Annotated in this window: 11 protein-coding genes; 5 read left to right on the plus strand and 6 right to left on the minus strand. The window is 39.2% G+C overall.

Annotated elements, in window-relative coordinates; translation table 11 throughout:
• Positions 1-3: 3 nt before the first annotated feature.
• A complete protein-coding gene (dcd, locus tag ESZ26_RS01710) occupies positions 4-600 on the minus strand; it encodes a dCTP deaminase (RefSeq protein ID WP_070376602.1) in 597 nt (198 codons plus the stop codon).
• A 51-nt stretch (positions 601-651) separates the two neighbouring features.
• Positions 652-1749 (minus strand): iron-sulfur cluster carrier protein ApbC, encoded by a 1098-nt coding sequence (gene apbC, locus ESZ26_RS01715; RefSeq protein WP_146797329.1) that lies wholly within the window; start codon positions 1747-1749, stop codon positions 652-654.
• A gap of 105 nt (positions 1750-1854) precedes the next feature.
• Here apbC and metG point away from each other — a divergent pair, with 105 nt between their 5' ends.
• From metG to tsaA, 4 genes are all read left to right on the plus strand, one after another.
• Positions 1855-3972 carry a methionine--tRNA ligase gene (gene metG, locus ESZ26_RS01720; RefSeq protein WP_146797326.1) on the plus strand — a complete coding sequence of 706 codons (2118 nt, stop codon included), beginning with the start codon at positions 1855-1857 and terminating at the stop codon, positions 3970-3972.
• A 128-nt stretch (positions 3973-4100) separates the two neighbouring features.
• Positions 4101-6224 (plus strand): cation:dicarboxylate symporter family transporter, encoded by a 2124-nt coding sequence (locus ESZ26_RS01725; RefSeq protein ID WP_146797323.1) that lies wholly within the window; start codon positions 4101-4103, stop codon positions 6222-6224.
• Positions 6225-6235: 11 nt separating this feature from the next.
• Positions 6236-6673, plus strand: coding sequence for an Rcs stress response system protein RcsF (rcsF, locus tag ESZ26_RS01730; RefSeq protein ID WP_146797320.1), 438 nt, complete (start codon positions 6236-6238; stop codon positions 6671-6673).
• Entirely contained in the window at positions 6673-7404 is a 732-nt protein-coding gene (gene tsaA / locus ESZ26_RS01735; RefSeq protein ID WP_146797317.1) for a tRNA (N6-threonylcarbamoyladenosine(37)-N6)-methyltransferase TrmO, read from the plus strand. Before rcsF ends, tsaA begins: the two co-directional genes overlap by 1 nt.
• Positions 7405-7491: 87 nt before the next feature.
• Here the strand turns inward: tsaA and ESZ26_RS01740 are convergent, their stop codons facing one another.
• The gene (locus ESZ26_RS01740) at positions 7492-7983 is read right to left on the minus strand and encodes an FKBP-type peptidyl-prolyl cis-trans isomerase (protein WP_146797314.1); all 492 of its coding nucleotides are present in this window, start codon (positions 7981-7983) and stop codon (positions 7492-7494) included.
• 66 nt (positions 7984-8049) lie between these two features.
• Entirely contained in the window at positions 8050-8961 is a 912-nt protein-coding gene (locus ESZ26_RS01745; protein ID WP_223271544.1) for a DMT family transporter, read from the minus strand.
• Between the two features lie 133 nt (positions 8962-9094).
• Here ESZ26_RS01745 and ESZ26_RS01750 point away from each other — a divergent pair, with 133 nt between their 5' ends.
• A complete protein-coding gene (locus tag ESZ26_RS01750) occupies positions 9095-9508 on the plus strand; it encodes a hypothetical protein (protein ID WP_146797312.1) in 414 nt (137 codons plus the stop codon).
• Positions 9509-9540: 32 nt separating this feature from the next.
• Here ESZ26_RS01750 and pyrD read toward each other — a convergent pair whose 3' ends face one another.
• Positions 9541-10551 (minus strand): quinone-dependent dihydroorotate dehydrogenase, encoded by a 1011-nt coding sequence (gene pyrD, locus ESZ26_RS01755; RefSeq protein WP_146797309.1) that lies wholly within the window; start codon positions 10549-10551, stop codon positions 9541-9543.
• 135 nt (positions 10552-10686) lie between these two features.
• A complete protein-coding gene (locus ESZ26_RS01760; RefSeq protein WP_146797306.1) occupies positions 10687-15537 on the minus strand; it encodes an NAD-glutamate dehydrogenase in 4851 nt (1616 codons plus the stop codon).
• Between the last annotated feature and the right edge of the window lie 29 nt (positions 15538-15566).

A 15566-nucleotide genomic window follows, 5' to 3' on the forward strand; every position in this document is an offset into this window, starting at 1 on the left:
TTTTTAGTTTTTAGAAGCCTCGTCTTGACTAATCCGGCTAGCAACTGCACCGGTTTGATTTTTATATTTAGCATCTTCACGTTTATTGTATGGGCGTGCCGCGCTTGAAGACATGGTTTCAAAATTTAGTGCCGCTATTTTCATTTTAGGACGAAGCGCTAAAGGAAGCTTGCCACTATTATAAAATTCTAAAACTATCTGTCCAGACCAACCGGGATCGATACGATGCGCCGTGACATGCACCATTAAACCCAAACGTGCTAATGATGAACGACCATCTAACCAACCGACGATATTATCAGGTAAAGTGACCGACTCATAAGTAACCGCTAGCGCTAATTCACCTGGGTGTAAAAAGAAAGCTTCGCCATCAGCGATAACAATCTCATCGCTCATCACTGAGTCCATCGCTTTTTGCATTTCAGCTTTGGGACCACTTAAATCAATGTAAGGTGCGGTGTGATCTTGAAAAACGCGAAATTCATTACCTAAACGAATATCAACACTTACCCCTGAAATCATACTGCTATCGGGTGCAGGTGTAATAATAATCTCACCTCTTTCAAGCGATGTTTCTATGTCTTTGTCGGACAATCTCATGTTAGTTCTTCTTACGTTATTACTTTAAGGTTAGGGAATTAACTATAAAAGCTAATCTTCAATCAATAGTTTTGCGGTATTTGGACTACGTGAATCCAACTGCAGATATAACTGTGCAGCGATAGTTCGCGCTATCTTACGGTATTGCTCACTAATGTTACTAGTGTTATCTGTTAATAATGGCGAAACCCCTTGGTCTGCATCGCGACGAATATTGACATCAAGCGGCAGTTGCCCTAGGAGTTGCGTGTCATATTTATCGGCAACACGTTGACCACCACCTTCACCAAACAAGTGTGAATGATGGCCACAATTTTCGCATTGGTGATAACTCATGTTTTCAATAATACCGAGCACCGGCACTTTGACTTGCTCAAACATCGCAAGACCCTTTATCGCGTCAGCCAGTGCGATATCTTGTGGTGTGGTAATAACAACAGCAGCAGCAACCGGTACTTGTTGCGACAACGTCAATTGAATATCACCAGTGCCTGGCGGCATATCGACAATTAAGTAATCTATGCCTTGCCAATCAGTTTCATTTAGTAATTGGCTAAAAGCTCTGCTAGCCATTGGGCCTCGCCAAACAGTTGCATCATCCTCATCAACTAAAAAACCCAGTGACATTGCGCTTAAACCGTTAGCATTTATCGGCGTGAGTAACTTACCATCATCAGAACTTGGCTTGGCTCCTTTTAAACCAAGTAAAGTTGGAATTGAAGGACCATAAATATCAGCATCTAAAATTCCAACTGAGGCTCCTTCGGCTATTAACGCATAAGCAAGATTTACTGCTGTTGTCGACTTCCCTACCCCCCCTTTTCCAGAAGCAATCGCGATAATGTTCTTTATACCAGCGAGTTCATGACGGCGAACCGGCTGAACATTGTACTTAATCGCAAAACGAACGGTTTGCTTAACTTCTTTAGTAAGTGCTTCACTTACTAAGTGTAATTCGCTGTTACAGGGAAAAGGTAAAGACAATTTAATCACAATATCATTACCTTTTTCTAAGGTAATTTCAGGGTCAATATCAGGATATAAGATTCCTTGTGGGAAAGTTTCACTGCGATAACGATTTAAGCTATCAACAAGTGTTTGTTTAGCGTCACTAGAGAGTGTTTTTGAGGAAAATATCTTTGAGAACATTTTAAAAGGCACTTTATCGCGTTTAGGCAATAATTATTAATGAAAAGTAGTTACAAATTCTGTACCATTCCCCCCATAATTACCACCAATAAATGTAAACTTTATATGTCGTTATCAGAGTCATCATCAACCGCTAAAAATAAACGTAAAATTCTTGTAACTTGTGCGCTGCCTTATGCCAATGGATCTATTCATTTAGGCCATTTACTTGAACATATTCAGACCGATATTTGGGTGCGTTTTCAACGTATGCGCGGCCATGAAACTTATTTTGTTTGTGCTGATGATGCCCATGGCACGCCTATTATGCTTAAAGCGCATGAGTTAGGGGTAACACCAGAAGAAATGATCAATGGTGTTCGTGAAGAGCATATGAAGGATTTTGCAGATTTTCATATTAGTTTCGATAACTATCATTCAACGCACAGCCCAGAAAATGAAGCGTTTGCTCACGAAATTTATAATCGTTTGCATGCTAAAGGTCATATTAAAACCAGAGTTATCTCTCAACTTTACGATCCAGAAAAAGGCATGTTTTTACCTGACCGTTTCGTAAAAGGCACTTGCCCTAAATGCCAAGCAGCCGATCAAAACGGCGATAGCTGTGACGAGTGTGGCGCGACGTATTCGCCAACAGAAGTACTTAACCCACGTTCAGTTGTTTCTGGCGCAACTCCGATATTAAAAGACTCTGAGCACTATTTCTTTGACTTACCTGCTTTTAGTGAGATGTTACAAGACTGGACACGTAGTGGCGCATTACAAGATGAAATGGCTAATAAGTTAGCGGAATGGTTTGAGTCTGGTTTACAACAATGGGATATCAGCCGCGACGCCCCTTATTTTGGCTTTGAAATACCCAACGCTCCGGGTAAATACTTTTATGTCTGGTTAGATGCTCCTATTGGTTACATGGGCAGTTTCAAAAACTTATGTGATAAAACCGGTATCGACTTTGATGCGTTTTGGGCGCTTGACTCGGCAGCTGAGCTTTACCATTTTATTGGCAAAGACATTATATATTTCCATAGTTTATTCTGGCCAGCCATGCTTGAAGGCGCAGGTTTTAGAAAACCAACAGCAGTGCACGCCCATGGTTTTGTTACCGTTAATGGCGCAAAAATGTCTAAGTCTAAAGGCACATTTATCAAAGGTCGCACTTATTTAGAACATTTAAACCCTGAATATTTACGTTATTACTATGCCGCTAAATTAACCCATAAAATTGATGATTTAGACTTAAATCTGGAAGATTTCGCGCAACGAGTCAATTCAGACTTAGTCGGTAAAGTGGTTAATATTGCCTCGCGTTGTGCCAGTTTTATCACTAAACGCTTTGACGGTATGTTGTCAGAAAACATCGATAACCCAGCTCTGGCTGAAGAAGTTATGGCAGCCGGTGACTCTATAGCCGCTCATTATGAAGCGCGTGACTTTGCGCGTGGTATGCGTGAAATAATGGCATTAGCCGACAAAGTTAACGAATATATCGCGGTAAAAGAACCTTGGCAGTTAGTCAAAGATGAAACTAAGCAGCAAGAAGTACAAGACATCTGCTCGCTAGGTATCAATATGTTCCGCACCTTAATGATTTATTTAAAACCAGTATTACCGGTATTAGCCGATAGCACAGCCACCTTTTTAAATGATGAATTAACTTGGGAAGGTCATAAAACGTTATTGACGAGCCATAAGATCAACAAATTTAAAGCCTTACTACAACGTGTCGACATGGATAAAGTTAACGCGATGACAGATGCTTCAAAAGACAATTTACTCGTTAAAGATGACGCTGAAAAACCCGCTAAAAAAGCGAAAAAAGAAAAAGTCGTCGATAATAGCGCGGCCCTCAATGATCCATTAGGGTGTGATCCTATTAGCGAAGAAATTCAATTTGACGATTTTGCTAAAATTGATTTGCGGATAGTAAAAATTATTAATGCCGAACATGTCGAGAAAGCGGATAAACTGATACGTTTAACCCTAGCACTTGATTCAAAAGAAGAAGGTGGTGAAACACGCCAAGTATTTGCCGGTATAAAGTCAGCCTATCAACCAGAAGATTTGATTGGTAAGCATACTGTGATGGTTGCTAATTTAGCACCAAGAAAAATGCGCTTTGGTATGTCTGAAGGCATGGTACTTGCCGCAGGGCCTGGTGGTAAAGATTTATGGATATTAAATCCTGAAGACGGTGCACAGCCTGGTATGCGAGTAAAATAATAACGCCAATCAGCTGTTAATATCGAAGAAAAAAAGCAGTGAACCTTCACTGCTTTTTGGTATTATAATTTTTAAATAGTTCGTTATAATTATTATCATGGTAAAAAACTTATGGGTACAATATTTTAATGTCGTTTGTTAAACCGCCGTTATTAGTACAAATTATCTTAGCGATGATTAGTGGCTTGCTGCTGGGTTATTACTTTTCAACCGCATATTCAGTGATAGATAACACCGCGAATGCTTTTGTTACTGCCCTACAAATGACCGTACTGCCTTATATTGTGCTGTCACTGGTTGTTGGCATTGGCGGGCTAACCCCCAGTAAAGCTAAAAAGGTCTCTCAGCAAAGTTTATTGATCATCTTAATGATGATAGCGATTGTGCTATTTTTTATTTTTAGCACCCCTTTATCCTTTCCTCATTGGCAACATGCCGAATTTTATTCTAATAACACTATACAATCTGTGCCTGAATTTAACTTGGTTGACTTATTTATCTCGGCTAACCCGTTTCATGCTTTAGCGAATACCTTAATTCCGGCGGTCGTTTTTTTTAGCATTTGTATGGGGCTTGGCCTAATGCAAATCAAATCTAAACGGCAAACCTTGTTAATGCTGACGAACTTACAACAAGCTACGGCAAATATTAACGGCTTTATTATGAAATTTGCCCCTTTGGGTATTTTTTGTATCGGTTGGCGTGCCGCTGTTACTTTAGATGCGAGCCAACTCGATGGCTTAGTGGTTTATATGCTTAGCGCGATTGTCTTGGTTATTCTGCTTTGTTTTGTGGTTTTTCCCGCTATTGTCGCCACGATAACGCCTTTTGGTTATCGAGAAATAGTTAGGGTGTCTCGCGAACCTATGATCACCGCTTTTGCTACCGGCAGTTTCTTTTCAGTGTTACCTGTTATTGTTGAAAACACTAAAAAATTACTCAAAAATAAGTATCCTCAAGATAACGATCTTGAAAAAATATCAGAGATTATTGTACCAATATCTTTTAGTTTACCGGTCGGCGGTAAGCTACTTGCGTTACTTTTTGTGCTCTTTGCTGCCTGGTTCTCTGGTGCTCATATTTCTTTTGCTGACCATGTCAATTTAGTTGTTGCTGGCTTGCCACAGTTATTTGGTAGCACCACATTAGCGATGCAAAACTTACTTGAACTGTTTAATGTTTCAGGGGCTATGTTCGACTTTTATTTAGTGGCAGAGAACCTGATTGGTGCTCGGCTAAGTGCTGTTTTTTCGGTGGTTTTTTCTAGCTGCTTACCGTTATTAATTGCCACCGCAATGTTAAAACGCTTTACTATAAAATGGCGTGCTCTGCTGAGAAATCTAGCGATAATTCCACTTGTTTCAGTACTGGCGTTTCTTTCATTACGTTTTAGTTTCGATTCTATAAGTCACCAGTATCAAGGATATACAAAGTTTATTGAACGTGACTTTTTGTTTAATGATGTAAAAAGTAGCCATCTTGAAAACAGTCCTAAAAACGTTGAGACTCGTCCATCATTTTCCCCGGTATTGAAACGAATTCAACAACGCGGTTTTATTAGAGTTGGTTATTTCAGAGATGACTTACCTTACGCCTTCCATAACAATAACGGTAAGTTGGTCGGTTTTGATATTGAAATAATGAACCAACTCGCCATTGACCTAAATGTCAGTGTTGAATTTGTAAGAATATTCCATCATCAAGCTGAAGCATTGTTACAATCAGGCTATTTAGATATCACTACAGGCATTCCGGTTATTCCTGACAATATGACTAAATTTACCCTGACGGTCCCCTACTCTCAGCAGTCTTTAGCTTTTATTGTTAAAGACGAACGCCGTATAGAGTTTAAGAAATGGTCAAAGATCATAGAGAATAAAACACTTATTATCGGCATCCCAGAAACTTTTTTCTACCAAACGGCGGTCGAGCGTAATTTTATTCATAATAAAGCCTGGGAAATTTCAACACCGAGATTATTTTTTAAAGAAAAGTATCAACATATTGATGGCATGCTATTTGGTGCGGCGGCAGCCTCTGCTTGGACATTGTTACATCCTGAATACACGGTTATTGTGCCTAAACCTGTGTTAGCACCGATATCCATGGCATTTCCAATTAATCATAACGATCAAGCTTTTGAACTGTTTATGCGTAATTGGATCAATATGAAACAGCAAAGTAATGTTATTGATAAATTATTTAATTATTGGATCAGTAATAAATCCCCCGTTAAAACAAATAATAAGTAAGTAACCTAGTGATGAAAAAGAATAAACAGACTACCGATAACAACGCCAACAATATATTAATGCGAATACTTACTCTGGTTTTAATTGGATTATCAGCCTGTTCATCTGATTACACGGTTTCGACAAATTTGGATAAAGAGAACTTTCAAACCTACTTTAGCCATGCGCAAGTCAAGGTTTTTCAAGATGACAGTGAGTTTCCTGGTCGTTATAAACTTATTGGCCCGGTTGAGGGGGAAGATTGCCAAGCAAAGAGCCATCATGCCGCACCGGATAAAATAGCGGCAAGAACTGAGGCGCGTAGACAGGCAGCTCAGCAACAGGGCAATGCGATAATTTTTAGCGGTTGTGCGCTGATTGATGACGACCAAGCAAATAAGCAATGTATCGCAACGGTTGTTTGCTATGGTATGGCTTATCAAGTTGAACCGCTGAAAAAGATTAACTAATGACTGTATCACCTGACAACCAAATCACCTTCAACTTTATCGGTCGTGTTAATTCTCCCTACAAAGAAAAATTTGCGATTCCTCGTCAACCCGGCTTGGTGAGTGCTGCAAAAGGCTCAATTTTACTGCTTGAAGATGCCAACAACGAAGAACTACTTCGTGGTATTGAGCAATTTAGTCATTTGTGGGTCTTGTTTATATTTCATGGTACTGAGCAGCAAGGTTGGAAACCGCTTGTTAGACCGCCTCGTTTAGGTGGAAATAAAAAACTGGGGGTATTAGCGACTCGTTCTACATTCAGGCCTAACCCCATTGGCATGTCGGTGGTTAAGCTTGAAGGTGTAGAGCAAAAAAACAAACAATTAATCATTAATATTTCAGGATTAGACTTACTTGATCAAACGCCGGTGGTTGATATTAAACCTTACCTTCCTTATTCTGACAGCATTGATGATGCTCGGGCAGGTTTTGCACAGCAACAACCTTATCAGGCGTTAACGACACGATTTTCTTCGCAAGCACAACAAGATGTGCAACAGTATCAACGAGAATATCTAGGGTTAGCCCTTTTTATTGAACAAGTGTTAGCTCAGGATCCGAGACCAGCTTACAAAAAACGACAAGATGATGATAAGATCTATGGTATGAAACTCTATGATTTAAATATACGTTGGCAAGCAATTTCAGATAATGAGCTCAAGGTACTGTCAATACATAGAGTTAATGATTAGCTTAAAAAATTGCCAAGCTAAATATAAAAAAGGTCAGCAGAGCTGACCTTAAACCTTCAAATAAATTACCGCTTAGATCAAGCGCGTTTAGTGGTGATGGCCGCCTGCACCATGTGCGTGACCATGTTCAACTTCTTCATCTGTGGCAGCGCGGACATCAATGACGTCTAAATCAAAGGTTAAAACCATACCAGCAAGCGGTGGATTAATATCAACTGTCACCATAAACTTGCCTGCTTTAACAATAGTCACTTGACGTTGACCTTGCTCTGTTTCCACGGAAGCTGTCATACCTGCTTGCCACTTAGTTGTCCCTTGCCCATCTTGTAGGTGTTTTGCCGGGACACGCTGGATCATGTCTTCTTTACGCTCACCATAAGTGTCTTCAGGTTGTAACGTTACTGAAAATTTATTACCCACTTCTTTATCAGCTAAAGCATTTTCAACACCGACTAACATATTTTTATAGCCGTGAAGATAGGCTAAAGGATCGCCCGCGTATGATGATTCAATTTCATTACCTACTTCATCTTTTAAGGTGTAGTGAAATTGAACAACGGTTTTATCTGCAATTTTCATTTTAAATCCAATTTAATTAATACAATAATAATTTTCTGCGAGTGTAGCAAAAACAGACGCTAGCCACTATGCCCAAAGCAATAAAATAACCACACTGACAATAATTAATAGCATGCCTAGATATTCAATTCGGCTGATACGTTCCTTAAAAATTCGGTAAGTTAACAATAAAGTAATAAAAAACTCTACTTGTCCCAATGCCTTCACATAGGCTGCATTTTGAAAACTTGCCGCTGTAAACCAACCAATTGAGCCAATGACACTGGTTATGCCAACAAATAAGCACAAACGCCAATGTTTAGCCATTAACGTTAATTGCCTGATATCTTGTATGCAAAGATAAATAATTGAAATCACGGATTGTACACCAATCATAAAAAACAAAGTAAAAGCGGCACTTACCATTAAATCTGTCTCTAGGGCTAAGCTTGATTCGCGAATTAATAAGGTAGTAATGGCAAGGGCTAAGCCTGATGCTAAACCAAAGCCGGCGCCAGGATTTTGGAAAACATCAGCGAAAGTAAACTTTACTCTTGAGACAATTAACACCCCAATCACGCCGATAAAAACAGAGAACCACGCTAACAGTGATAAAGAAACTGAAAAGAATAAGGCGCCAACGACAGCGACTTGAATAGCTTCAGTTTTTGCTAAACTGGTTGCCACCGCGAAATTTCGATATTTAAAGGCCGCCACTAAACAAAATGTACCGATTATCTGCATGACACAAGCAATGAGTGCGTACTGTAAGAACGTGGCATTAAGCCCAGGTAAAGTGACTGACTGTTGTTCGGTCATAACGAGTAAATATAAAAAAGCAAAAGGTAGCGCATAGATATAACGCACCCCTGTCGTTGCCATTGCACTTAAATGGGCCGATAGTTTTTTTTGTCCAGCGGTGCGAATAGCCTGCATAACAGCGGCGAGTATGGTGAAATAAATCCACACGTGTAAAGAAAAAGCAAAAGTGAAGTCCAAAAACAACCCCTAATATTAAAATGTGACCGATTGAAAATGATAGGAAACCACAATAAAAAAATCCATTATGCTTTATGTTATTAATTAATATTGATAATGTCTAAATACTGAAATTCAAAGTAATCTTAAAACTATGACAGAACAACTACCGATTTCTATTATGCCGAGTAACGATTTAATAGAAACATTTAATCAGATAAAGTCAGTGTGTAATAAGCTTGAAGCACAGTTTAATTTTCAAACATTGACAGCAAATTGGTATGGTGATGAAAATAATATTTTATTAATCAATCTCTACCTAGAAACTCAACAATTTGTTGATGAAGAGATAACTAAAGCGCATCAGGGAGAGATTAGCTATTTTGCTGATGATGTTTTTAGTGTTTACCAAAAAGAGCGTCAACAAATAACATGTTTTATCGCGGTAACGCCTACTGAGCTCACGCTATTACAACAAGAGAGAAAATTATTACCTAGCTATATTCAAGCAAAACTTCAAAAGGTACTTAATTTAATCGCCGATAAATTAACGCTATTTCCTATTTAAGCAAGGATAAAAAATAGCGTTAAACGATAAAATTAAAGTGTATTCACTATGTCTTTAACCAGCTCGGGACCTTGATAGATAAAACCGGTATAAACTTGCACTAATTTAGCACCGGCAGCAATTTTCTCTTGAGCATCACGGCCACTCGAAATACCACCAACACCGATAATAGGTAATTTATTATCTAACGCTATCGCCAACAAACGAATAACTTCGGTGCTTTTATCTTTTACTGGCTCGCCGCTCAGCCCGCCCTGCTCTTCACCGTGCTCGAGACCGACCACACCTTCACGTGAAAGTGTGGTATTGGTGGCAATAACGCCATCTATATCATTGCTAATCAAACACTGTGCTATCGACTCAATCTCTTCTTTACTTAAATCAGGTGCTATTTTAACGGCTAACGGCACATATTTACTGTGTTGCTTGGTCAGTACTTTCTGCTCAGCTTTAAGCACGGCTAACAGTTCATTTAATGCATCACCATATTGTAATGAACGTAAGCCTGGGGTATTGGGCGACGATATATTTATGGTGATGTACGTTGCGTAGTTATAAACCTTACGCATACAAATAAGGTAGTCGTCCTTAGCATGCTCATCTGGGGTATCTTTATTTTTACCAATATTAATACCGAGTACGCCTTTAAAGTTTGCTTTGCGCACTTGATCAATTAAGTAATCAACACCTTTGTTATTGAAGCCCATGCGGTTTATGACCGCATTCGCTGAGGGTAAACGAAAAATACGCGGCTTTGGATTACCCGGTTGTGGCTTAGGCGTCACGGTACCTATCTCAACAAAACCAAATCCCATGGCAGCAAAAGCATTAATACATTCGCCATTTTTGTCTAATCCAGCCGCTAAGCCAACAGGATTTGGAAAAGTAATCCCCATGGCTTCAACCGGTTTATCAGTAATGTTTTGCTTATAAAGTAAATTTAATGGTGTTGAACCCGAGGCTTTAAAGCCTTTAATCGTCAGTTCATGAATAGCTTCAGGATCAAACTTGAATAATACTTTACGAATTGCGGAATAAAACATATTGCCTCTGGACGGGTAAGTTAACACGAAAAAATTTTAATCAAAGTCGATAACGACCTAAAAAAAATCCCCACTTAATAGCGGGGATTTTATCAGTTAAATCAATCTCGTTAAAGCTTGATTAGTTGCTTTAAATTATTTTGCTGGATCGCAATTTAAGCTCAACAGCATTAACTCTCTTAGCGCCACAGAGAATTTTGCAAACTCATGCGTACGACCAATTCTAAAGTCAGCTAAAATTTGGTTCCAGCGCTCAAGTGGTTGGGCATTGGTCTCGATCCAGTTATTAAGTAAAGTTTCAATTTCAGGCTGTTCAACACTACAATCACAGCGTAAGACCACTTGTGCTAATGAGCGTTGCTGCCAATCAAGTTCTTCCCTAAATGAAGCTCTAGCAAGCGCTTGCCAATGATTAGATACCGGTTGGCTGGTGATCTGGTCTAAGAACCAATGTAAGTCTAAACGAACACCTAGCTTGAAGTATAAATCAGCAACTAATTCAATCGGACGGTCATCGGCGATTGAAATATCGGCAATATCCATCACTGGAAATAGTGAACTTAACTGTGAAATACGTTTAGCGATTTTAACCGGAACGCCCGTTCTGACTAAGTCTGTTTCAACACGTTGTAATTGCTCTACTTCTTCTGTAACTAATAATTTATCTAAATTATTGGCTAAATTTTCAAACGTTGGACGATACATAGCAATTGTTTCTGCAATACCTAAGGCTTTATTACGATGACGTAAGAACCAACGTGTTGCGCGTCTTACCGTACGGCGCATTTGAAATAACATTTCTGTTTGAATGGAGGTAGAAATTTTATTATCTAATTCGGTAATTTCGTTCCAAACAGTTGATAACTCAAAAACTTCACTGGCCATAACATAACAATTGGCAATTTCAGCAACCGTTGCACCTGTTTCTTCATGCATACGATTAACAAAATTGAAACCCATATCGTTGCCAATATCATTGGCTAGTTTTGTCGCTATAATTTCAGCACGCAATGGATGCAGTTGCATTTGGTCTTGATACTTAACCTGTAATTGTGGAGGAAAAGCCTCAAGTAATAATCGGTCGTGGTAAGGATTATCAGTAATACCAGGACAAACTAAGTCTTCTTTCAAAACCATTTTACCATAGGCAAGTAGCACTGAAAGTTCAGGACGAGTTAAGCCCTGCCCTTTAGATAAACGCTCAGAAATTTCGTCATCCGTTGGAATAAACTCTAAGGCACGATCTAATTTACCCGCTTTTTCTAAACCATGAATAAAGCGTTCTTGTTCTTTTAATTGTTTAACGCCACGCATTGCGGTAATTGACAATGAATGTGTTTGACGATAACAGTCTTCAATAACAATTTTGCCAACATCATCAGTCATATCATAAAGTAACTGGTTACGTTGTTTAACGGTTAAATCACCATTTTGTACTAGGCTATTCAATAATATTTTAATGTTGACTTCGTTATCAGAGCAATCAACACCACCGGCATTATCAACAGCATCGGTATTAATTCTTCCGCCACGTAAACCAAACTCAACACGGCCCAGTTGGGTGAAACCTAAGTTACCGCCTTCCCCAACAACTTTTGCTTGTAATTCTTTGCCATTAATACGCAATGAATCGTTCGCTCTATCACCAACATCAAGATGGCTTTCTTTAGAGCTTTTAACATACGTACCAATACCACCATTCCACAATAAATCCACTTTCATTTTTAAAATGGCTTGCATTAAGTCTATCGGTGACATGGTTTGTTTTTGCGTGCCAAGCATTTTCTTAATTTGTGGTGTTAACTTGATAGATTTAACATGACGACTGAAAATAGCGCCACCTTCAGAAATTAACTCTTTGTTATAATCTTCCCAAGTACAGCCCGGCATATTAAATAAACGTTCACGCTCTATATAAGAACTTGCTGCGTCAGGATTGGGGTCAATAAAAATGTTCATGTGATTAAATGCGGCTTGTAAACGGATATGCTTTGACAATAGCATACCATTACCAAATACATCGCCCGCCATATCACCAATAGCAATACAGGTAAAATCAGTTGTTTGACAATCAACATCCATTTCGCGGAAATGACGTTTAACAGACTCCCAAGCGCCTTTCGCTGTAATACCCATAGCTTTATGATCATAGCCAACACTACCACCAGAAGCGAACGCATCACCCATCCAGAAGTTATATTCGTCTGAGATGGCATTAGCAGTGTCTGAGAAAGTTGCGGTGCCTTTATCGGCTGCAACAACCAAATAAGGGTCATCTTCATCAAGACGGACCACATTGAGTGGTGGCACAATAACACCATCAATAATGTTGTCGGTAATATCTAACAAACCGCGAATGAAAGTGCGGTAACATTCTTTACCTGCTTCAAATATTTCTTGTCTAGTACCGCCTACAGGTAGTTGCTTACAAACAAAACCACCTTTAGCGCCAACAGGAACAATAACCGTATTTTTAACTTGTTGAGCTTTTACTAAGCCTAAAACCTCAGTGCGGAAATCTTCTTGTCTGTCTGACCAACGTAAACCACCACGCGCGACCTTACCGCCACGTAAATGAACACCTTCAAGTTGCGGTGAGTAAACGAAAATTTCAAATTCAGGCAATGGTAGTGGTACGTCACTGATCTGGCGAGGTAAAATCTTAAATGAGATGTAAGATTTTTGACCGGTTAGCGCATGAGGTTGGAAATAGTTAGTACGAATGGTGGCACTTATCATTTCAACAAAGCGGCGGATGATACGGTCATCATCTAAGTTGGCAACATTATCGAGAGACTTCTCAATATCCGCACTGACTTTATTCAAGGCTTTTTCTGAAATTTTCGTGGTTGGATCAAAACGGAAAATAAAGAATTTAATCAGTAATTCGGCAATATTAGGGTAGCGAGCAAAAGTATCTTCAATATAGCTTTGGCTAAAAGTACCACCGATTTGACGCTCGTAACGAGCATAAGCACGTATAATAGAGACTTCGCGACCACCGAGTTCAGCGCCTAAAATTAAACGGTTAAAACCATCGTCTTCTAAATCACCCGCCCAAACTTTTGCAAAGGCGTCTTGGAATAAGTTTTGTACTATTTCTAGGGTGAACTTACCTTGTCCAGTAAGTAACATCGAAAAGTCTAAGATCCAACAAGGTTCGCCGGTTGATGTTTTAACCAAATAAGGGCTTTCACCAATAACACGTAAACCAAAGTTTTCAAGAATAGGTAAAATATCTGATAAGTGGATTGGGTCGCCAGTATGAAACAGTTTTAATTTTACATGACGGCTGTCAGCACTTTCTTCTTGTGGTTGGTAAAACAACATTTCAAGCGGGTTTTCCGCTGATAGTGATTCAAGTTTTTCAATATCAACGATTGCAGTACCTGGTAACACTTCATCTTTGTAAGATTGTGGAAAACTACAATATTTGCGGCTTAACGTTTTACCTTTCGCTTCACCTTTATGAGAGTTCAGAGATGCTGCGAGTTTATCATCCCAGCTTCTTGCTGCTTCATTTAAGTTCTTTTCAATTTGTTTCACGTTGATATCTGCTTTAGTTGATTTAACACGAACAATATAATGCGTACGCGCTTGTGCTGATTCAGAAAAGTAAGTGGTAAACTCGACTTCTTGACCGCTACCAAATGCTTCTTTGAGTAACTTTTGGGTATTAACACGTAATTCGGTGTTGTAACGTTCTCTGGGCACATAAACCATGCAAGAGTAAAAACGATCAAAGGCATCTCGGCGAACAAAGAGTCCAGAGTAATCACGTTCTTGCATTTGAAAAATGCCTAAAACATTTTTTAATAATTCATCGGTACTACTTTGTAATATTTCATCACGTGGGTAGGTTTCTAAAATATTAATCATCGCTTTGTACGCGTGGGTACCACGAGCAAAACCAGAGCTTTCACATACGGTAGTCACTTTAGATTTTATTAACGGTAAATCTAAAGCACTGTTGGTGTAATAAGCAGAGCCAAATAAACCAACAAAGCGTTCTTCACCAATAACATTACCTTTAGCATCAAAACGTTTTACCCCGATGTAATCGAGATGAGCAGGACGGTGAACACGTGAACGAGAATTGGTTTTGGTCAAAATTAACGGATTAACCCCCAAAGCAAGCTCGCGAGCTGAACTAGATAAGGTTGAAATTAAACGTTCTACTGTACCATCAGAGCGCTTCATTAAGCCTAAACTTGATTCTACATTGGCGGATAAAGCCATATCACCGGTTAAGGTTTTAACATTGTATGAACGATAACCTAATAAAGTGAAGTTATCGTTTAACATCCATTTTAAGAACTCTAGTGCGTCATCATGATCATTAATGGAACAAGGTAACTTTGCTTCAGCTGTTTCAGTGATCACTTCGCCAAGGCGTGCGCGCATTGCTTGCCAATCGTCGACAGTTATCGCGATATCATTAACCACGGAATGTAACTCTTTAGTAATTTTATCAAGCACTTTTTGATCGGTTTGACGGTCAACTTCGATAAAAAAAACAGCGACAGCCGTTGCTGATTTTAATGATTTATTAGCGGCAGCGGCTAAACGAGTAATTTGATTTTTGTCATCACGAATAATATTAATCGGACTATTTAACATTAAATGTGGGGATAAACCTAAGCGGTTAAGGGCAATTCGCAATGAATCAACCAGAAATGGCATATCTGCAATAATGACTTCAATAATGGTATGACTTGATTTCCAGCCATGCTTAGAAACTTGTGGGTTAAAAACTTTGATCACCGGTGCATTATCTTGGTGACCGTTTAACGAATTCCACAAACTTAATGTCGCACCATACATATCACTATCGTTACGGTGGTCTAAATCAAGCGTGGAGATATTACTGTAAAGGAGATCTGCAAACTGCTCAACAAGAGGAGCTGTTTTAGCGGGAACTTTTTGCTGAATTAACTGTGCTACATTCGAGAGTATCACTGAGGGTAAACCGTCTACTAACGCCATGCCGTTTTCCTTTTTGGATAAAACGCTGT

This window comes from Colwellia hornerae (assembly GCF_007954355.1).
Lineage (GTDB): Bacteria > Pseudomonadota > Gammaproteobacteria > Enterobacterales > Alteromonadaceae > Colwellia_A > Colwellia_A hornerae.

Excerpts from the sequence above, each read along its gene's own strand:
- dcd (WP_070376602.1), bottom strand. The coding sequence starts at position 600 with ATGAGATTGTCCGACAAAGACATAGAAACATCGCTTGAAAGAGGTGAG.
- apbC (WP_146797329.1), bottom strand. The coding sequence starts at position 1,749 with ATGTTCTCAAAGATATTTTCCTCAAAAACACTCTCTAGTGACGCTAAA.
- metG (WP_146797326.1), top strand. The coding sequence starts at position 1,855 with ATGTCGTTATCAGAGTCATCATCAACCGCTAAAAATAAACGTAAAATT.
- ESZ26_RS01725 (WP_146797323.1), top strand. The coding sequence starts at position 4,101 with ATGTCGTTTGTTAAACCGCCGTTATTAGTACAAATTATCTTAGCGATG.
- rcsF (WP_146797320.1), top strand. The coding sequence starts at position 6,236 with ATGAAAAAGAATAAACAGACTACCGATAACAACGCCAACAATATATTA.
- tsaA (WP_146797317.1), top strand. The coding sequence starts at position 6,673 with ATGACTGTATCACCTGACAACCAAATCACCTTCAACTTTATCGGTCGT.
- ESZ26_RS01740 (WP_146797314.1), bottom strand. The coding sequence starts at position 7,983 with ATGAAAATTGCAGATAAAACCGTTGTTCAATTTCACTACACCTTAAAA.
- ESZ26_RS01750 (WP_146797312.1), top strand. The coding sequence starts at position 9,095 with ATGACAGAACAACTACCGATTTCTATTATGCCGAGTAACGATTTAATA.
- pyrD (WP_146797309.1), bottom strand. The coding sequence starts at position 10,551 with ATGTTTTATTCCGCAATTCGTAAAGTATTATTCAAGTTTGATCCTGAA.
- ESZ26_RS01760 (WP_146797306.1), bottom strand. The coding sequence starts at position 15,537 with ATGGCGTTAGTAGACGGTTTACCCTCAGTGATACTCTCGAATGTAGCA.